We start from the raw sequence: 19,633 nt of genomic DNA, 5'->3' as shown, positions 1-19,633 counted from the left end.
ATGCTGTATGCAAAAATCGAGTAGTGATCGGTTGTTCTACGGATGTGTCTACCTGCTGACTATACTGGCGGTTGTGATTACATTGTATCCCTTCCTGTATGTAATCAGTATTTCATTCAGCTCGGTGGATGCCATCGACAAACAAAAAGTTGTGCTGTGGCCCGTCGGGTTCACCCTGTCAGGTTACCAAATGGTTCTGCAATACAAGGAATTGTGGGTTTCATTCTACAACACCGTCTGGTACACCGTGGTTGGCACACTGTTGAACATCGTGGCAACATGCCTCGCTGCCTTCCCGTTATCGAGACAGCAATTTTTTCTGCGTAGAAAACTGAATTTTTTTATCGCCTTTACCATGTATTTCTCTGGGGGACTCATTCCGGTCTACATGCTCATAACATCACTTGGGCTATACAATACCCGCTGGGTAATGGTGCTGCCTGTACTGGTCATTACGTTTAACGTCATGATCTGCCGCTCGGCTTTTGAAGGCATTCCGAATGAGATCTTCGAGAGTGCGAGTATAGATGGGGCCAACGAGCTGACGATGCTGTATCGTCTGGCGGTTCCGATCATCAAGCCAACACTTGCTGTACTTACCCTGTACTATGCGGTATTCCACTGGAACAATTTCTTCTCGGCCCTATTATATCTGGGCAAGCAGGATATGCAGCCGTTACAGATGTTCCTGCGAAGGGTGTTGATCATGGCTTCCCCTGAAGTGATGCAGAAGATGGGAGGTACGATGACTTCGGGTGCACTGGCGGTCTCCTCCCTTCAGGTTCGTTATGTATCCATTGTGGTCAGCATTCTGCCTATTGTTACAATTTACCCGTTTATCCAACGGTACTTCGTTAAAGGGATCACCCTCGGAGCCGTGAAAGGATAGCCTTTTTTACCCGGGCATCAGGATTAACCAAGGTTGTTCAGGACTGTTCATACCTAAGGAGGAATGATGGATGAGATTTAAAGGGGCAGGAAGAAAAAGTGTAATGGCAGCGATACTGGCAATCAGCCTTGCGGGTTGTAGCGGTGGAACAGGGGCAGGGACTGATGCGGGAGGTACTCCGACCAGCTCGGAACCTGCATTTAATTACACCGGTGCAGGACCGGTAACGGATCAGTCGGATGCCAAGTTGTCTGTTCTCGGAACCAACGCATGGACGACCAATGTGGATCTGTCTACCGCCGCAATTGTGAAGAAAATCGAGAGCAATGCCGGTGTTGAGGTTGATTGGGATCTGATTCCACCACAGAATTACGCGGATGCTGTGAATCCGAGGCTGGCTGCGGGTACGGGATTGCCGGATATCGTCTACTTGCCGGATCAGGATCAGCTCATGAAATACATCAACAGTGGTTTGTTTATCCCGATTAACGAACTGGTGGATAAGTACGGCATGAATCTCAAAAAAATATATGAAAAGTCCCCTTCGGTTAAAGCCAGTTTAACGACGCCAGATGGTAAAATGTATTATATCCCGCAGCAGACGCTCACCCGAAACTATATGCCTGTGTTTATGATCAATCAGCGCTGGCTGAAGAAGTTGGGATTGAACGAACCGACCACACTGGATGAGTTCACAGCGATGCTGCGCAAATTCAAGACGGATGACCCGAATGGCAACGGGCAGGCTGATGAGATTCCCCTGTCCATGGAATCCAAATTTGTGTCGATGGCATTTGGTCCTGTTTTTGGTCTGGATCTGTCCAATCAGTTCTATGCGGACGATCAGGGCAAGGTGCATTTCAGCTATTATGAGCCTGCCTACAAGGAATATCTGGCTTACTTGAACGGCTTGTACAAGGAAGGTCTGCTTGGCGTGGATTATGCCAGCACCACAAGTGATCAGGTGACCTCGCGCATTTCTCAGGATGTGACGGGAGCGACGTTTAATTTTAGCTGGTACATGTCGATGGTCTATAGCCCGCTCTTCAAGGATTATGATCCGGCAGAGCCCATCTTCAAAGGCATTCTGCCACTGAAAGGACCGCATGGGGATCAGTTCTATGTAGGACGTACACCGGTAAGTGGTATCTTTGGCATTACGCGTGATAGCAAAAATCCGGAGCTTGCTTTCCGTTTCCTGGACTATGCCGTAAGTGAGGAAGCACAGACGTATTATACATGGGGCATCAAGGACGATACGTATACGGAAGAGAATGGCGTGAAGACATTCACGGACAAAGGCAAAGACAATGAATACATTCAGAAGCTCGGGATCGGACCTGTCAATCTGCCTAACATTCAATCCACCGACTCTGCCGATTCAGTCGTAGCCGAATGGCATGCCAAGCTCGACAAGGAGCTGGAGCCGTACATCCGTGAACCGTTCCCGTTTGTCTACGCGCTGCCGGATGAGGCAAGTGTAGAGAGCATGGCGATGCCTGACATCACGACATATGTGGAAGAGATGAACTTCAAATTCATTAGCGGAGATGCCAGTCTGGATCAGTTCGACAGTTATATTGAAACATTGAAAAAGATGAATATTGAGCAGGTTATTGCTGGCAGACAGGCGCAGTATGATCGGTATAAAGCTGCACAGCAATAAGTTTCCCAAGGTATGAAGGGTGTTGATTGATTTTGATAACCATTAAAGACATTGCCAAATTGGCGGGGGTGAGCTATAGCACGGTATCCAAGGCCCTTAACGATGATCCTCGAATCAAACCTGCGACGAAACAGAAGGTGCTCGCCGTTGCGGAGAAACACCAGTATCGGAAAAATATGTTGGCTCGGCAGCTCTCCACGGGCAGAAGCAATATCATCGGTTTTGTGCTGGATGAGCTGAGTAATCCGCTGTTCTCGAACATATCGGGTAATCTGCACGCGGAGCTGAAGAAACGGGGATACCAGATGATTCTGGTCGTCGCCGATGACGGGGTAGATGTCTTCAGCCAGCTGCGTGTGGACGGTTGTATCCTGTGGGACTATGCCTTGGACAATCGGGATGTATTCTGGAAAAAGTTCGCGACACTCAACATGCCATGTTTCGTGCTGGGTACAGATGAGACGCCCAACTCTCCATACATTAAGATTGATCGCAAAGAGGGCATATTCAAAGCAGTTGAGCACCTGCAATCACTCGGTCATACCCGAATCGGTTTTATCGGTAACTCGCAGAATATCAAACTGGAAGGATACAGGGAAGCGATGCAGCGCACAGGCTTAATGTTCAACGAAGACCATGTACTGCCAGCACATTCCTCTTGGGAAGATGGATATTTTGCCATACGTAATCATACATTTGGCCCGGAGTCACCCACGGCTTTTATCGGATTGAACAACCTGGTGACCCGGGGAGCGCTACGGGCCTTGCTCGAAGCGGGTTACAGTGTCCCACGGGATATCTCATTGATCGGTTACGATGATCTGCCAGATATGCAATATGCCGAGGTCGCACTGACAACGATTGGACCACCGCTGGATGAACTGGCTGCGCAGGCCGCAGAGCTGATTGTATCGTTGATCCGTGATGAACAGGTGGACTATCCGGTGGTAATTCAGCCGAAGTTGAATCATCGCAATTCAACGGCAATATGCCAGTAACCAAGAACAAGAATGATTAGACGCACATGTGCACGTTAAGGATGGTACAACATTCAAGGAGGGGTCCGTTATGCAGGTACAGACGCAATTATCCTGGTCTGAGCGAATAGCAGAGACGATTATCCAGCAATGTGACGGGGACGGCTATCATGCGTTTCCTTCTGAACGATGGGCTTATGTTCAGGGTATGACACTAATGGCAATGGCGCGCACGGGTAAACAGTACGGCAAGGACGAGTACATTGCTTTTATGAAGAGACATATGGATATGTATGTGCAGCAAGATGGTTCCATTGCGACGTATTCACTTGAAGAATACAACCTGGATCAGATCAATCAGGGCAAAAACCTGTTTGGATTGATGGATACTACCGGAGATCAGCGATACACGGAAGCAGCACATCTACTGGCGGCGCAACTCGCAGGGCAGCCCCGAACATCCGAAGGCGGCTTTTGGCACAAAAAGATCTATCCATTCCAGATGTGGCTGGATGGGTTGTATATGTCGTCTCCTTTTCTGGCTCAGTATGCGAAGCAGTTCAATCGCCCGGAATTATGGGATGAGGTAGCTCATCAGATCTTGCTGATTGAACGCAAAACGCGTGATCCACGCACCGGGCTGCTCTATCATGGCTGGGATGAATCCAAAGAACAGGTCTGGGCCGATGCATTGACCGGATGCTCCGCACACTTCTGGAGTCGTGCGATGGGCTGGTATGCGATGGCTATTGTAGACAGTGTGGAGCATTTCCCTGTGCATCATCCGAAGCGTGGAACGATTATTGGTATCTTCGAACGGATGTGTCATGCATTGGTTCGCGTGCAGGAGCAGGAGAGTGGGCTGTGGTTCCAAGTACTCGATCAGGGTTTCCGCAAGGGCAATTATCTGGAAGCTTCCGGCTCAAGCATGTTCGTGTATGCACTTGCGAAGGGTGTACGGTTGCGTTATCTGGAGCCACATTTCAGAGAGGCGGCGGAGAAAGGTTGGAATGGGCTGACCTCCAGATTGGTGGATGAAACCACTGACGGGGTGAAACTCAATGGTATCTGCCATGGGGCAGGACTCAGTCTGGATCGGGACGGCTCTTACAGCTACTATGTGAGCGAAGAAATTGTAAGCGATTCCTTTATGGGTGTGGCTCCGTTATTGCTGGCTGCGCTGGAAATGGAGCGATTGTCATGAGTAAGCAGGTGTCACCGTATTCGGATCAGGATCAAAAGACACGATATTATATCGTTGCTTCGGATGGGACAGGTGATTATGCTACCATACAAGCGGCTCTTGATGCCGCTCCAGACAACGGAACTGAAAGCTTCGAGATCCGAATTAAGCCGGGCGAATATTATGAGAAGCTGCATATTGAGAAGCCGATGATTCATCTGGTAGGCGAGGGAGCGGAGCAGACCGTCATCACGTATGATGATCATGCACTCAAGAAGTTTCCAGATGGATCACAGTATCATACGTTTCATTCGTATGCTGCCTTCATCGGAGCTGACGACTTTATAGCCGAGCGACTTTCTTTTGTTAATTCTGCTGGGCCAGGTAAGGTGGTAGGTCAGGCGTTGGCTATTTATGTGGATGGAGATCGGGCTGCATTCCGTGATTGTCGCTTTATCGGCCATCAGGATACGATCTTTACCGGGCCATTGCCGGAGCAGCCGCTGGATCGCAGCTACTTTGGCGGGCCACGAGATGGTGCCGAGCGGCGAAAGCTGCGTCAATATTATGAGGACTGTTACATTGAGGGCGACATCGATTTTATTTTCGGCTCGGCTACGGCTGTGTTCAAGGGTTGTGAGATCTTTGCGAAGAACCGTTTGTCTGATGTGGCGGCTGCGAACGGAGAAGTGAACGGCTGGATTACCGCAGCTTCTACACCTGAGGATGTACGTTATGGATATGTATTTATCGATTGTGATCTGACCAGCAACGCACCTCCCCAGTCGGTATACCTTGGTAGACCCTGGCGTAATCATGCCAAAGTCTGTTTCTTGAACTGTTGGATTGGTGCTCATGTGAAGCAGGAGGGCTGGCATAACTGGAACAAAACCGATGCGGAAGCGACGGTTGCGTACGCCGAATATCACAGTGCCGGACCTGGGGCTGGAAATGCGATGGTACGGGTCCCATGGGCGAAAACACTCAGTGAGCAGGAAGCGGCCGAATACGCGATACCTCTTGTTCTGTCCGGTGTGGACGGGTGGCAACCTTTCGGTGAGGAGAAGGGCTAATCAGTGGCAAGTCAACTTTCTACTGTGCGAAATAAAAGGTAAAGGCTCTCTACCAAGTCTCTTAAAGACTTGGTAGAGAGCCTTTTTTGTGCGGTATCTCACATTTTTCGCCCCCCATAGAAATAATTTATCCCTTATCTGATTTGCATTTTACTGATTAAATACAGGGTGAGGATCTGTAAATTCCCTGTAAAATTTGGATGGTGACTGTTAAAAAAGAGAACGAGAGGGAAGGTCCATTTTGGTAAGTGAAGGGAGTGATGAGGCACTTAGCGTCAAACGGTTTAATGAGGCTCGAATCGATCGCGGATTACATGTGAGTGAACCAGTGAAGCTTTGTCTGCAAGGTGAGAATAACCTAGTACAGGAGGGATTTTGCTTGAATAAAGCTGTTCGATTCCGCCCGGTCATTACATTCGCTTTGGCATTTCTTCTGATTATTTCGTGGTTTGCACCAAGAGCTGACGCCGCTGCCCTGTGGCAGACAGGCACCGCATACAAGAAAGGAGATCTCGTAACATATCAAAATAAAGATTATGAGTGTATTCAGCCCCATACGGCGTTGACTGGTTGGGAGCCTTCCAATGTTCCTGCGTTGTGGAAATACGTCGGTGAAAATACCGGCGGAGGGGGAGAGACTCCGGGTCCTGATACGGCACCCCCTTCTGTGCCGACTGGTCTAACCTCATCCTCCATCACGGACACCTCAGTCAATCTGGCTTGGAATGCATCCACGGATAACGTGGGCGTAACCGGATATGAGGTGTATCGAAACGGTGTTCCCGTGACAAGCACCTCAGGTGCAACGGCTGTCGTAACGGGACTGACAGCTGGCACGACTTATGTTTTTACGGTAAAAGCAAAAGATGCCGCAGGCAATACATCTGCTGCGAGCACATCCCTCAGTGTAACGACTTCCAACGGATCTTCTCATCCTGGGCCAACCGGCAGCAAATGGCTGATCGGCTACTGGCACAACTTCGACAATGGTTCTACCAATATCAGACTTCGTAACGTATCAACAGCCTATGACGTCATTAATGTCTCCTTTGCCGAACCGATTTCACATGGTAGCGGAACGCTTGCTTTTACTCCGTATAATGCGACGGTAGCCGAATTCAAATCCGATATTGCCTACCTTCAAAGCCAAGGAAAAAAAGTGCTGCTTTCCATGGGGGGAGCCAATGGCACCATTGAACTCACCGATGCGACCAAGAGACAGCAGTTTGAAGAATCGTTAAAATCAATTATTTCCACCTATGGTTTCAATGGTCTGGATATCGATCTGGAAGGAAGCTCCCTGTCTCTTAATGCGGGGGATACCGATTTCCGTAGTCCGACGACACCGAAGATCGTTAATCTCATCAATGGCGTAAAGGCGGTTAAATCTCATTTTGGCGCCAATTTCATCCTGACGGCAGCACCGGAGACGGCCTATGTACAGGGCGGATATCTGAGCTATGGCGGCCCTTGGGGAGCATACCTGCCAGTCATCCATGCCTTGCGTAATGACCTGACCCTGCTTCATGTACAGCACTATAATACGGGCTCCATGGTGGGGTTGGATGGGCGCTCCTACGCCCAAGGAACAGCTGATTTCCATGTGGCTATGGCTGAAATGCTGCTTCAAGGTTTTAATGTAGGCGGAAGCTCAGGACCATTCTTTAGTCCCTTGCGACCGGACCAGATTGCAATCGGTGTACCGGCTTCTCAGCAGGCTGCCGGGGGCGGTTATACGCCGCCAGCTGAGCTGCAAAAGGCACTGAATTATTTGATCAAAGGTGTGTCATACGGTGGCTCCTACACCCTTCGCCAACCTGCTGCTTATGCAGGCCTTAAGGGGATTATGACCTGGTCGATTAATTGGGATGCGTATACGAACAACCAGTTCTCAAATGCACATCGTTCATTCCTGAATGGTTTTAGCACGCAAACAACAAAGGAGGCTGTGTACTAAATGCCAAATGTAAATAAACACACGGTTTGGAAGAAAACCGCAACGTTTTTCCTGGGTCTGTCCCTGCTCTTATCTGTTATTATCCCTTCATTTACACTCCAACCTGCTACGGCAGAAGCAGCAGATACTTATAAAATTGTTGGTTATTACCCGTCCTGGGCCGCGTATGGGAGAAACTATAATGTAACCGATATCGATCCGAACAAAGTGACGCATATCAACTATGCTTTTGCTGATATTTGCTGGAACGGCATTCATGGAAATCCGGACCCTTCGGGGCCAAATCCTGTGACCTGGACCTGTCAGAATGAAAAAAGTCAGACGATCAATGTGCCCAACGGAACGATCGTCCTTGGCGATCCTTGGATCGATACGGGTAAGACATTTGCAGGAGATACGTGGGATCAACCCATTGCAGGCAATATCAATCAGCTGAACAAGTTGAAACAGATTAATCCTAATCTGAAGACAATCATCTCCGTGGGAGGATGGACGTGGTCCAACCGCTTCTCCGATGTAGCTGCGACTGCTGCAACCCGAGAGGTATTTGCGAACTCTGCCGTGGAATTTCTGCGGAAGTACAATTTTGACGGGGTGGATCTGGACTGGGAGTACCCGGTATCTGGCGGGCTCGATGGTAACAGCAAACGTCCTGAAGATAAGCAGAATTACACCTTGCTCTTGAGCAAAATCCGTGAAAAGCTGGATGCAGCAGGGGCTGTGGACGGCAAGAAGTATCTGCTTACGATTGCCAGCGGTGCATCTGCGACCTACGCTGCCAATACGGAGCTTGCAAAAATTGCTGCCATCGTCGACTGGATTAACATCATGACCTACGATTTTAACGGGGCTTGGCAAAAAATCAGCGCACATAATGCACCATTGAACTATGATCCTGCGGCTTCAACTGCTGGCGTGCCGGATGCCAATACATTTAATGTAGCTGCCGGAGCACAAGGGCATCTGAATGCAGGTGTGCCGGCTGCTAAACTTGTACTTGGTGTTCCATTCTATGGACGTGGCTGGGATGGATGCGCACAGGCAAATAGCGGCCAGTACCAGACGTGCACGGGTGGTTCTTCCGTTGGAACATGGGAAGCAGGCTCCTTTGATTTCTACGATCTGGAAGCCAATTACATCAACAAAAACGGGTATACGCGTTACTGGAATGACACGGCCAAAGTGCCATATCTCTATAATGCGTCCAACAAGCGCTTTATCAGCTATGACGATGCGGAGTCTGTTGGATATAAAACGGCTTATATCAAGAGCAAAGGACTCGGTGGAGCGATGTTCTGGGAGCTGAGTGGTGACCGTAACAAAACGCTCCAAAACAAGCTGCAATCGGATCTGTCCAATGGAGGCACCTTGCCGCCAGTAGATACGACAGCACCGAGCGTACCCGGAAATGCCCGTTCGACAGGCGTGACGGCAAACTCGGTGACGCTGGCCTGGAATGCTTCAACAGATAATGTAGGTGTGACCGGTTATAACGTCTACAACGGTGCTAATCTTGCGACCTCCGTTAATGGAACGACCGCAATGATCAGCGGACTTACGCCGGGTACTTCATATAGCTTTACGGTAAAAGCAAAAGATGCGGCAGGCAATCTGTCTGCAGCCAGTAATGCTGTAACCGTAAGCACAACGGCTCAGCCAGTAGGAGATACGCAGGCGCCAACTGCGCCAACGAACCTTGCGTCGACTGCGCAAACATCCTCCAGCATTACACTTAGCTGGACGGCATCGACAGACAATGTAGGTGTAACGGGTTATGATGTGTACAACGGGACGGTACTGGCAACAACGGTGAACGGAACGACGGCAACGATCAGCGGGCTTGCAGCGGATACCTCGTACACATTTACGGTGAAAGCAAAGGATGCGGCGGGTAATCTGTCTGCTGCGAGTAGTGCTGTGACTGTAAAAACGGCAACAGGAACGACAAATCCGGGAGTTTCCGCTTGGCAGGCGAATACAGCCTACACTACAGGAGAGGTGGTCACGTATAGCGGCAAGACGTACAAATGCTTGCAAGCCCACACATCCTTACCCGGGTGGGAGCCATCCAACGTTCCCGCATTGTGGCAGGTTCAATAGTTAAAATATGGATTACAACTTTTTTAATTGAAGCGTGCAGTATACAAATAGAAGACCAAAAACCACCGGCTCTTGATTGATCCGGTGGTTTTCGCTGTGTTATATCAAAGCAGGCTCCCAAAAGGCTATCTATTAGAAATCGAAGTTGTCTGGATCGGGTCCAACGCGTACATCTTCGTTCAGGGCACTGATCTGATCCATCTCTTCCTTTGAAAGTTCAAAGTCGAAGATGGAGGAGTTCTCGATAATCCGCTGTTCCTTAGTGGACTTCGGAATAGTAATGACCCCATTTTGCAGATCCCAACGCAGGATTACTTGTGCAACCGATTTGCCTTTGGCTGAAGCAATCGCCGTGAGTACTGGATTGTCCAACAGCTGGCCTTGCATCAGAGGCGACCAAGCTTCAAGCCGAATACCATTCTTTTCACAGAAAGCTTTAAGCTCAACCTGAGTCAGGCGAGGGTGGTATTCCACCTGATTGATCATCGGCTTCACTTTGGCATCCTGCATCAGGTCTTCGAGATGATGAATCTGGAAGTTGCTTACGCCAATAGCCTTAATGCGGCCGGCTGCGTACAGTTCCTCGATCGCTTTCCAGGCTGCTTTGTATTTGCCTGCTTTTGGCCAGTGAATCAGATACAGATCCAGATATTCCAGTCCCAGTTTGTTCAATGTGGTATCAAAAGCGGCAAGGGTCTCTTCATATCCGAGGTCTGCATTCCAAACTTTGGATGTCACGAACAGTTCTTCGCGCTTCAGGTTGTTCTCTTGCAAAGCTTCGGCAATCGCTTGGCCCACACCGGCTTCGTTACCGTATATTGCAGCAGTATCGATGCTGCGGTAGCCATGTTTAATCGCATTTTTCACGGCTGCAATCAACTCAGATCCTTCTTCTACCTTAAATACGCCAAGTCCGAACCAAGGCATATGAACACCATTGTGCAGCGTTACTTTGGATTGCAAATGTTGTGCGGTTTGTGTTGTTGTCATGAGATTTCCTCCTTCAATTGTGTAAAAATCAGTCATTTGAAGCTGAATTTCCGTTATTTCATCATACAAAATCAAATCATAGTAGATCAAATTGGGTTCAACGTATATAGTATAATAAAATACGATGTGAAACCGGTTTTCCTCATGTATTTGAAACCAATATCCCCAGGCCGAGCCCAATGGTTGGGATGCAACTTAGAACGAAGCCTTCTCCATTTCGGCGGGTACATGTTGATCCTTGCTTTCCAGCATTTTAGCCCATGCAGTCAGGATTACAGCTATGAGAACCATCAAGGCACCAACCCATGTCGTGTGAATTAATCCTATGGAGTCATTGATCACTCCACCCAGATAGGCACCTATGGCAATGCCTGCATTAAACGCGGCGATGTTGAAGGCAGAGGCTACATCCTTGGCCTGTGGTGCATATCGTTCGGCCAAGGTTACTACATACATCTGAAGGCCAGGCACATTCATGAAGGCGAGCAGGCCCATTCCCATAATGGTTAGCAGTGCTGCCAACTTGAACGGGACGGTAAAGTACATGATGCCCAGAATGATGGTCTGAATGATGAACATGTAGAATAGGGCCTTGAGCGGGTTGCGGTTGGCTGCTCTACCACCGATGATATTGCCGACTGCAATGGCGATTCCGTATAACAACAGAATGAACGCTACTGTTTTCTCGGAATAGCCGCTAATATCATGTAACAACGGGGACAGATACGTAAAGACAACAAATGTTCCTCCGTATCCAACGGCAGTGATGGCGAAAGCTAACAGTAAGCGTCCACCTGTAACCAGCTTCAGCTGATCCCGAAATGCTGTTCGTGTTCCGCGTTTCAACGTGGATGGAACGAGTATCAAATTCCCAATCATCGCAACGATGCCAACCACAACAATCAGGATAAAAGCAGCACGCCAGCCCCAATGTTGGCCGATGAGTGTTCCGAGAGGTACGCCCGTTACCGTGGCTATTGTTAGCCCGGAGAACATAATGGCAATGGCACTTGCTCTGCGGTTGGCAGGTACTAGATCCGCTGCAATCGTGGAGCCGATGGACATGAATACTCCGTGTGCCAGAGCGGATACCACGCGTGCAATGAGTAACATGGTGATACCCGTCGATAGCGAAGCCATCGTGTTACCCGCAATGAAGATGATCATGATGGCAAGCAGTAGCGTTTTGCGTGATACGGTAGACGTCAGTGAGGTCAGGACAGGAGCCCCAAAGGTAACGCCTAAGGCATATAAGGTAACGGTCAGTCCCGCTGTAGTTACGGAAATGCCCAGGTCATCTGCAATGAGGGGCAGTAGCCCAACGCTGATAAACTCAGTTGTACCGATAGCAAATGCACTAATGGCCAGCGCCAGCAGCGCCCACGTGCTGCGTTTTGAATCTTGTAACATTTCTTGCTCAACTCCCCAGAATGTAGATTTACGTACCGGCAAATGCTATTATGAGTTATTCGGTATAGATTGAATAGTACGTACTTTTTAGTACCCTACGTACTTTTTGGTGCCTATACAGCATGCATCGGATGTAATTCAATTCATCAGGGAGGAAACAAGTTATGGTTCGAAAAAAATATAACATCTCGGTTGAAGCAACCCTGGAGGTGATCGGTGGCAAGTGGAAATGCGTCATTCTATGTCATCTGACACATGGGAAGAAGCGAACCAGTGATCTTAAGCGTATTATGCCCGCTATTACACAGAAAATGTTAACACAGCAACTGAGAGAGCTTGAAAATGACGGAATCGTGAACCGAATCGTATATAATCAGGTCCCTCCCAAGGTAGAGTACGAATTGAGCGATTATGGGCGGAGTCTTGAACCGATTCTTAATGCGCTCTGTAATTGGGGAGATCAGCATATTGTGAAGGAGTACGGAGACAAATCGGCAGTGTTGGAAGATAACGGGCTGAATGATTTTAACTCGGACAATAGGGAGCTGGTGCAACCGTGAACTATGAAATTTTATATGATGGTGCTTTTGCGATGCTTAAAGTACATTTGCAGCGGGGAGAACGTTTCAAGGCCGAAAGCGGTGCGATGGTATCCATGACTCCGACGGTTGAACTGAAGGGTTCAGCAGAAGGTGGAATGTTTGCCGGGTTCGGTCGAATGCTGAGCGGGGAGAAGTTCTTCTTTCAGGAATTGACGGCTGCGGGCGGAACGGCAGAGATTCTACTCTCACCTTCAAGCATGGGCGATGTGGAAGCTGTTGAATTGGACGGTTCCTATTCACTCTATGTACAGAAAGACGGATTTCTGGCTGGTACCGAAGGCATTCAGGTAAATACCAAAATGCAAAACCTGAAGAAAGGTCTCTTTTCGGGAGAAGGCTTCTTTATTATTGAGATCAGCGGGCGTGGAACTGTATTTCTGTCTTCCTATGGTGCAATCCATGCGATCAATCTGGCTGCGGGTGAAGAAATGATCGTGGATAATGCCCATCTGGTGGCATGGCCCCATTATGTAGATTATCGCATTGAGAAAGCTTCCCAGGGCTGGTTCTCCAGTGTTACTAGTGGAGAAGGATTGGTATGCCGGTTCCGGGGAGAAGGAACCATTCTGATACAGAGCCGCAATCCGCAAGGATTCGGACAATGGGTGAAGCAGTTTATCCCTGCGCGCTAAATATGATTGCAGAAGAACACACAGAGTTGCAACGGATGAGTTTTCATCATCGTTATAAGAATAACGGACTTATATGTCTGATGGGTACATATTCTGCTGCATAAGTCACACATCATGGAGGTATGAAATGACAAGCTCACGGTATAAAAATGCGCAGGAAAGCCCAGGATACCTGCTCTGGCAGGTTACAGCGATGTGGCAAAAGGAAGTACGCAGAGTGCTGGAGCCCCTCGAACTGACACAACCCCAATTTGTATTGTTGCACGCCTGTCTATGGCTCAATGAACACGATGAGGAAGGCAAAGGCGTTACGCAAGTTCAGATTGCCCAATTTGCCAAAGTGGACGTTAACGTGACTTCTCAGGTGCTGCGTGCTCTTGAAAAGAGAGGGTTGATTACCCGTGCTCGTCATCAGACGGATACACGTGCCAATATTATTACAACGACGGAAGAAGGAACCCGTCTGGCTGTAGAGGGGATCCACTTGGTAGAGGAGTCTGACAAGGCATTCTTTGATATTGTGGGTGACCGCAAGGAAGAGTATTTGGAGATTATGCAGAAGTTCATTCAACATAAGACAGAGGGGTAATCTTTAATATAATTTTTTCATTTATTTAACTACATATTGTAGTTAAATTGGAAATTTTTATAATTAATCATCTTATGATATATATGCCAGACACCAAATAAACCTCCCACCGCAAGCATAGGGAGGTTTATTTCAGTTGCCTCAATCCATTCGGTAGGACGCAAACGGCTCGCGGCGGCGGAAAGAGTCGCTGATCTGATCCAGATCGGACAACAGCTCATCTGGCAGTGACAAGTCCAGACTAGCGAGATTGTGTTCCAGCTGTTCAGTGTGTGTAGCGCCAACAATCACTGTGGAGACAGCCGGGCGTGCCAGTAGCCATGCGAGTGACAGCACGCTCGGGGAGCAGCCATATGAAGCAGCTTTAGCACTCACTTGTTCACTTAGCTGGATGTTATGCTCCAGCAGGAAACGGTTGAAGGACGGATCGGTGTCTGCTCTGGACCCGGAAGGCACACTTGCCTGTCCGTTATATTTACCCGTGAGAATGCCACCTGCCAGTGGGAAATACGGGATAAAGCCTACACCCTGATCCAGACACATCGGTATCAATTCCAGCTCAGGTGTACGGTCAGCCAGAGAGTAACTGGTTTGGGTGGAGATGTAGCGTACATAACCTTTCTGTTCACTGATCCCCAGTGCTTTCATCAGCTCCCAAGCTGCATAGTTGGAGGCTCCGATGTAACGGACTTTACCGGAAGTGACCATATCGTCCAGTGTGCGCAGTGTCTCATCCAGCGGTGTATACGGATCAAAGGTATGGATCTGATACAGATCCACATAATCCGTTTGCAGACGCCGCAAGCTATCTTCCAGCTCTTGTTGCAAATGGTAGCGGGACGAGCCCCGCCCATGGGGACCATCATGCCGGGGTAACCCGGCTTTGGTAGCAAGCACCGCGTTTTCCCGTCGACCTGCGAGGGCCTGTCCAATGATTCGTTCTGATTCTGTACCTGCATAGATATTGGCTGTATCGATAAAGTTGATGCCCTGATCCATCGCTGCATGAATAATGCGGGTAGAAGCTGCTTCATCCGCGCGTTTGCCAAACGCATTGGTGCCGAGCCCCAGTGCCGACACACCCAGACCACTATTGCCCAAATGTCGATATTCCATCATTCATCGCTCCTTTTCTTGTAGAGGTTGTTCAAAAAGTCCGCTTTTGATTACGAATGATGCCTGGTGGCATCATCAGCATCGAATATGAAATTCAGCCGAAATGTCCGTTGCTCACGTAGTTTTGCCTACGCTCCGCTACTCCATTTCTAGCTTCATTCCATCTTCTCGGTACTGAAAACCAAACTTTTTGAACACGCATTTGTAATGCAGATTATAACGTAATCTATTGAAAACGTGTTATTAATATAGTTAAATGATTCTAAGAACCCGTTATTAAAGGAGATATGATGGAAAACAGTGCTGCACATTTAACAAGGCGGAAGCCGAAGAAGCCGAAGAAGAGATGGAAGAAGTCGTTGATCATCACCCTGAGTGTGCTGCTGGTGTTGGGAGGACTCGGATTTATCTATCAAAAGCAACTCGTCGTGTTTGCATTTAACCTGTTTGCTTCGGATAGCGTAAAGGAAACACTCGATGAATCCTTCAAGCCGGTTGGTGATCAGGATGCACCCGTTGTGGAACATACCGATCCATTCTCGTTATTGTTGCTAGGGATTGACCAACGGGATAACGAACCAAGCCGTTCGGATACCATGATCTATTCTGTTGTGCGTCCAGAAGATAATAAAGTGCTGCTGCTGTCTATTCCGCGTGATTCCTATACCGAGATTGTCGGTCGGGATGTGAAGTCGAAGATCAATTCAGCTTATGCCCATGGTGAAGCCAAGATGGCGATGGACACGGTGGAGAATCTGCTGGGGAACAAAGTGGATTTCTATGCCGCAATTAATTTTAACGGACTCAAGGATATTGTCGATGCGGTGGGCGGCGTTGAACTGCCAATCAAAAAGAACATTGAAAACAAATCAAAAGCGCATGAGAAGCTGTTTGTTGAAGCCAACAAACCAATCTATAGCGGCGAAGAAGCGCTTGGTTATGTGCGTTACCGGGAAGATTCCGATTTCAATCGGACGATGCGTCACCGAATTTTCTTAAGTGCCTTCATGAATCGTGCGCTGGAGGTCAAAAATCTGACCAAGATCCCGGATGTAATCCAGATTGCCGGATCGAATTTTACAACCAACATGACCTCGGACTTTATCGTGAAATTTGCCGAGTCCTTATATATGAAAGACAGCATACCAACGATCAGCAATTATATGCTGAAGGGTGAGGGTGCGACGCGCGGTGGCACATGGTACTATGATCTGTCGGAGGACGATCTGCAATATGTGCGTGGCATGATCGCCAGTTGGCTGGACCCGGATGCGACCGAGATTATAGAACCGGAATCAGCCGACCAATCGGAGACGAATGATGCGGCATAAGCCTCGATTCTTGTGATGGAGAAGTTGTGGTTGTGCACTCCGCCAACTCCGAGAATGGATCAAAGTGTGTGCCAGATTTATCTGTAATGCCAAGGTGTATGTATATGAATATAAGTCCGGAGAAGCGTATGCTTCCCGGCTTTTTTTGTGTTTGGGATCCTTTGGATGAAATATTGCACGGATATATCTAATGTTTAAACCTCTTTTTATGGCATACATATAGTAAAATATAGGGAAAAGATTAAACATCAACCAACGGAGGAAGCTCATGAAGGAGTTTAAGGATCGGCTTCAACAGGTTCAGGAGCAGCAGAAGCAACTGGCGAAGGAGTATCACGCCTTGCTCCAGGAGTACCAGTCCGATGACCTGATCGTTCAGAATGAACAGTTGCAGGAACAGTACGAGGCCCACAAGCTCAAGCTGCAACAGCTGGAACTTCGCTCGCGCAAGATGGAAGAAGAGAATGCACGTCTTCGCATGGCGTTATCCGAACAGATGCTGGATGAGAAGCTGAATCTGATCCGGGTATCCCGGGAGAAGATGGAGACCTATTTTCAAGGGAAAACAGCGGTACATAATGATCGAATTGCATCTCATGAACATCGAACCAAATCCAATCTGAACGCGCTTTACAACCAGGCAGCGCAGGAGCTGCAGGAGGATTCTCATGAGGTGAAGGAGAGGATTGCTTACCTTGCGGCAGAGGTGAATGAGCGTATCGAATTGCACAGACAGGCCGTACGTGAGAGAGAAGAGGCTCTACGTGGGCACATGGGTCGTGGGTATGAGCAGATGGCGGAGGAAGGATTGAGCGAAGAGACTATTCAGCGGCGAATCAAGCAGAATCGCATGGAGATGAAGATTGGACTCAGCTGGATCAACAAGGTTGCTATCCTACTCCTCATTCTGGGCGTTGGAGCAGCGTTCCAATATTCGTACTCGACCTGGTTCAATGACGAGATGAAGAGTGGAGCCTTTTTCCTGCTCGGTGCACTGATGCTCGCTGGAGGAGAGTGGCTGTTCCGCCGCAAAAGGCAGACGTTTGCGATGGGGCTGCTCGGCGGTGGGATATCCGTGTTGTTCGGCTCCGTCTTCTATAGTTACTTTTTACTGCATATTATCGGGTTATATACGGGACTTGGCTTGTCTGTATTGGTATCGGCAATCTCCGTATTGCTGTCCTTGAGATACCAGTCGAAGACCATCTGTTCACTGGGTCTGGTAGGCGGATATCTTCCGCTATTCTCCTACATGTTCTCGTTTGGGCTTGAAGGCTCGGCTGTCTATGTAGCCATGATCTATCTGTTGCTCTTAAACGGCATTATTGTATTCATCTCATTCGGCAAACGGTGGCCTGTGGTGCACTATATCAGTTTCCTGTTCAACACACCGTCCATGCTCATCCTCTTATGGCTGTCGCCAAGTGAGAAGGTTGGCATGTTGTATTCCATTGTGACGTTTGCATTATATCTGGGCATTACACTGGCATATCCGTTCAAACACCGGATGAAGTTAACTTGGTGGGATTTCGCTCTACTCGCTATGAATACGAGTATCAGCTGTCTGATGTTATATGTGTTATTTGATGTGGCGGGTTGGAATGATGCTCAGGGCTTGCTGGCGTTGATCTTCTGCGTGGTGTATCTGGGCCTCGCACGATTTGTCCAGCGCCATATGGCTCAGGAGAAACAGACGATATTACTCTTTTATGTGACTTCCCTGACATTCGCCATTCTGATTATTCCGTTCCAGTTCGGGGCCAAGTGGTTATCGATGGGTTGGTTAATTGAGGGCGTTCTGCTGGTCACACTCGGACATCTGAAACGGCTCAAATCGGTGGAACGTGCAGGATGGGGCATTGTGCTTCTATGTCTAATCACTTTCGTGTACTATGACCTGCTGGCGCTATTTTTCATCGGGGAACGTTCTTACTTTATGTTAAAATACACCAGCATCACGCTGGGAACCTTACTTATTACACTGTATTATGCCTGGGCAGTTCACAGCAACTCATCTTCCAGAGAGAGATTCAATTACAGCGCGTTGGAGCTGGGTTTCCTGAACGGATTCAAGTATGTAGCACTTGCGAATCTGTGGTTATACGTACTGTATGAGTCGAATGAATTGTATACCAGAGCTGTCGATGGGACGTTCCTGTTATACATGTTCTACAAGTTATTAATGTTCGCAGCGCTCACCATTGCATTGGCCTATGGACTGAGCAAAGTGAAGTTGCTGCGTGACCACTTTGTGCAGGTGTACACCACCTTCCTGCATGCCGTGGGCTGCTGTATTGCACTGGCCGTAACCTTAACTATGCCAGCGCTTCAGCCGGAAGTTCAACAGCATACAGCGGCAGAGATTGTAGGATTGCTGGTGGTTATTATTTTCAATGTAGGGGTATTCTTTGCAGGAAGGGATCTACTGATTGCAGGCATCCGAGGGCAGTTCAAGAGCATTGAATGGTACCCGGTTATCGCAGGGGTATATCTGCTGGGTGTCATCACCGTATTCCTGACGATTCAGTTCCAGTGGGGCGATGTGGGGCTGATGTTCAGCCTGATCTATCTGCTGCTGGCGATTCTCTATATTGCGTATGGATTCCGTAGAAAATATGTCATGATTCGGCGTCTGGGCCTTGGCCTAACGTTATTCGCTACGGGTAAGATGGTGTTCTATGATGTGGGTATGCTGACCTCGGGCAGCAAAATCTTTGCCTATTTCAGCTTCGGTGTGCTATTGCTGGGGATCTCTTACCTGTATCAGAAGGTATCCAGCCGAATGGAGGAAATACAGTCCAGAGAAACAGCGAAGCCTGACGACGAACCGACTGTGCCGGAGGAAGAAGACTGATTTGGATTTTGAACGACTGTAGTGACCTTTGCGATCATATGGGGAGGAATTCTTGAAATGGGATTCGATCTGAAAATCATGCTATGGCAGTTGTTATGGCTTGCTGGCCCTGTAGCTCTTGTCGTGTATGCGTGGATGAAATTCGGTGCGAGAAAGAAGCGGCGTTGATGTGAGTGCGGATGATGGGAGTGTCCACTGTCCACTTTACTTTGCTTTGGGAAATGAGCCGTTATCTCTGTTGTTATGCAGCTCATAGATGATCTT

15 protein-coding genes are annotated in these 19,633 nt (G+C 48.5%); 12 read left to right on the top strand and 3 right to left on the bottom strand.

Annotation, left to right across the window (positions count from 1 at the left end; all coding sequences use genetic code 11):
- Positions 1 to 7 precede the first annotated feature (7 nt).
- The 7 genes from AC4G47_RS29395 to AC4G47_RS29365 all read left to right on the top strand — a co-directional run bounded on the left by AC4G47_RS29395 (position 8) and on the right by AC4G47_RS29365 (position 9,845).
- Complete coding sequence (locus AC4G47_RS29395; protein ID WP_062836682.1) at positions 8 to 889, top strand: carbohydrate ABC transporter permease; 882 nt, start codon at positions 8 to 10, stop codon at positions 887 to 889.
- Positions 890 to 959: 70 nt separating this feature from the next.
- The gene (locus AC4G47_RS29390; RefSeq protein ID WP_491104044.1) at positions 960 to 2,555 is read left to right on the top strand and encodes an extracellular solute-binding protein; all 1,596 of its coding nucleotides are present in this window, start codon (positions 960 to 962) and stop codon (positions 2,553 to 2,555) included.
- A gap of 32 nt (positions 2,556 to 2,587) precedes the next feature.
- Entirely contained in the window at positions 2,588 to 3,553 is a 966-nt protein-coding gene (locus tag AC4G47_RS29385; protein ID WP_458124591.1) for a LacI family DNA-binding transcriptional regulator, read from the top strand.
- A 70-nt stretch (positions 3,554 to 3,623) separates the two neighbouring features.
- Positions 3,624 to 4,736, top strand: a complete 1,113-nt coding sequence (locus AC4G47_RS29380) for a glycoside hydrolase family 88/105 protein (protein WP_491104043.1) — start codon at positions 3,624 to 3,626, stop codon at positions 4,734 to 4,736.
- The gene (locus tag AC4G47_RS29375; protein WP_491104041.1) at positions 4,733 to 5,788 is read left to right on the top strand and encodes a pectinesterase family protein; all 1,056 of its coding nucleotides are present in this window, start codon (positions 4,733 to 4,735) and stop codon (positions 5,786 to 5,788) included. The genes AC4G47_RS29380 and AC4G47_RS29375 overlap by 4 nt, the downstream gene beginning before the upstream one ends.
- Positions 5,789 to 6,167: 379 nt before the next feature.
- On the top strand, positions 6,168 to 7,745 hold the full coding sequence (locus tag AC4G47_RS29370) for a chitinase (protein WP_491104040.1): 1,578 nt from the start codon (positions 6,168 to 6,170) through the stop codon (positions 7,743 to 7,745).
- A complete protein-coding gene (locus AC4G47_RS29365) occupies positions 7,746 to 9,845 on the top strand; it encodes a glycosyl hydrolase family 18 protein (RefSeq protein WP_491104039.1) in 2,100 nt (699 codons plus the stop codon).
- A gap of 132 nt (positions 9,846 to 9,977) precedes the next feature.
- On the opposite strand, the gene AC4G47_RS29360 is transcribed toward AC4G47_RS29365, so the two are convergent.
- Positions 9,978 to 10,835, bottom strand: a complete 858-nt coding sequence (locus AC4G47_RS29360) for an aldo/keto reductase (protein ID WP_491104038.1) — start codon at positions 10,833 to 10,835, stop codon at positions 9,978 to 9,980.
- A 195-nt stretch (positions 10,836 to 11,030) separates the two neighbouring features.
- On the bottom strand, positions 11,031 to 12,245 hold the full coding sequence (locus AC4G47_RS29355; protein WP_491104037.1) for an MFS transporter: 1,215 nt from the start codon (positions 12,243 to 12,245) through the stop codon (positions 11,031 to 11,033).
- Between the two features lie 164 nt (positions 12,246 to 12,409).
- Between AC4G47_RS29355 and AC4G47_RS29350 the strand changes: the two genes are divergently transcribed.
- The 3 genes from AC4G47_RS29350 to AC4G47_RS29340 all read left to right on the top strand — a co-directional run bounded on the left by AC4G47_RS29350 (position 12,410) and on the right by AC4G47_RS29340 (position 14,068).
- Positions 12,410 to 12,805 carry a winged helix-turn-helix transcriptional regulator gene (locus AC4G47_RS29350; protein WP_062836690.1) on the top strand — a complete coding sequence of 132 codons (396 nt, stop codon included), beginning with the start codon at positions 12,410 to 12,412 and terminating at the stop codon, positions 12,803 to 12,805.
- Entirely contained in the window at positions 12,802 to 13,479 is a 678-nt protein-coding gene (locus AC4G47_RS29345; RefSeq protein ID WP_491104035.1) for a TIGR00266 family protein, read from the top strand. Before AC4G47_RS29350 ends, AC4G47_RS29345 begins: the two co-directional genes overlap by 4 nt.
- A gap of 127 nt (positions 13,480 to 13,606) precedes the next feature.
- Entirely contained in the window at positions 13,607 to 14,068 is a 462-nt protein-coding gene (locus tag AC4G47_RS29340) for a MarR family winged helix-turn-helix transcriptional regulator (RefSeq protein WP_491104034.1), read from the top strand.
- 141 nt (positions 14,069 to 14,209) lie between these two features.
- Here AC4G47_RS29340 and AC4G47_RS29335 read toward each other — a convergent pair whose 3' ends face one another.
- Entirely contained in the window at positions 14,210 to 15,184 is a 975-nt protein-coding gene (locus AC4G47_RS29335; RefSeq protein ID WP_491106827.1) for an aldo/keto reductase, read from the bottom strand.
- A gap of 287 nt (positions 15,185 to 15,471) precedes the next feature.
- On the opposite strand from AC4G47_RS29335, the gene AC4G47_RS29330 reads away from it, so the two are divergent.
- Positions 15,472 to 16,515 (top strand): LCP family protein, encoded by a 1,044-nt coding sequence (locus AC4G47_RS29330; RefSeq protein ID WP_491104033.1) that lies wholly within the window; start codon positions 15,472 to 15,474, stop codon positions 16,513 to 16,515.
- A gap of 268 nt (positions 16,516 to 16,783) precedes the next feature.
- Positions 16,784 to 19,369: a DUF2339 domain-containing protein gene (locus tag AC4G47_RS29325; RefSeq protein WP_491104032.1), complete on the top strand. Its 2,586-nt coding sequence runs from the start codon at positions 16,784 to 16,786 to the stop codon at positions 19,367 to 19,369.
- Positions 19,370 to 19,633 lie beyond the last annotated feature (264 nt).

The sequence above is a fragment of the Paenibacillus sp. Negev47 genome, from assembly GCF_058313655.1.
This window is presented reverse-complemented; position numbering and strand designations above follow the sequence as displayed.

Coding starts and splice junctions, on each gene's coding strand:
- AC4G47_RS29395 (WP_062836682.1), top strand. CDS start 8: ATGCAAAAATCGAGTAGTGATCGGTTGTTCTACGGATGTGTCTACCTG.
- AC4G47_RS29390 (WP_491104044.1), top strand. CDS start 960: ATGAGATTTAAAGGGGCAGGAAGAAAAAGTGTAATGGCAGCGATACTG.
- AC4G47_RS29380 (WP_491104043.1), top strand. CDS start 3,624: ATGCAGGTACAGACGCAATTATCCTGGTCTGAGCGAATAGCAGAGACG.
- AC4G47_RS29375 (WP_491104041.1), top strand. CDS start 4,733: ATGAGTAAGCAGGTGTCACCGTATTCGGATCAGGATCAAAAGACACGA.
- AC4G47_RS29365 (WP_491104039.1), top strand. CDS start 7,746: ATGCCAAATGTAAATAAACACACGGTTTGGAAGAAAACCGCAACGTTT.
- AC4G47_RS29360 (WP_491104038.1), bottom strand. CDS start 10,835: ATGACAACAACACAAACCGCACAACATTTGCAATCCAAAGTAACGCTG.
- AC4G47_RS29355 (WP_491104037.1), bottom strand. CDS start 12,245: ATGTTACAAGATTCAAAACGCAGCACGTGGGCGCTGCTGGCGCTGGCC.
- AC4G47_RS29350 (WP_062836690.1), top strand. CDS start 12,410: ATGGTTCGAAAAAAATATAACATCTCGGTTGAAGCAACCCTGGAGGTG.
- AC4G47_RS29340 (WP_491104034.1), top strand. CDS start 13,607: ATGACAAGCTCACGGTATAAAAATGCGCAGGAAAGCCCAGGATACCTG.
- AC4G47_RS29335 (WP_491106827.1), bottom strand. CDS start 15,184: ATGGAATATCGACATTTGGGCAATAGTGGTCTGGGTGTGTCGGCACTG.
- AC4G47_RS29330 (WP_491104033.1), top strand. CDS start 15,472: ATGATGGAAAACAGTGCTGCACATTTAACAAGGCGGAAGCCGAAGAAG.
- AC4G47_RS29325 (WP_491104032.1), top strand. CDS start 16,784: ATGAAGGAGTTTAAGGATCGGCTTCAACAGGTTCAGGAGCAGCAGAAG.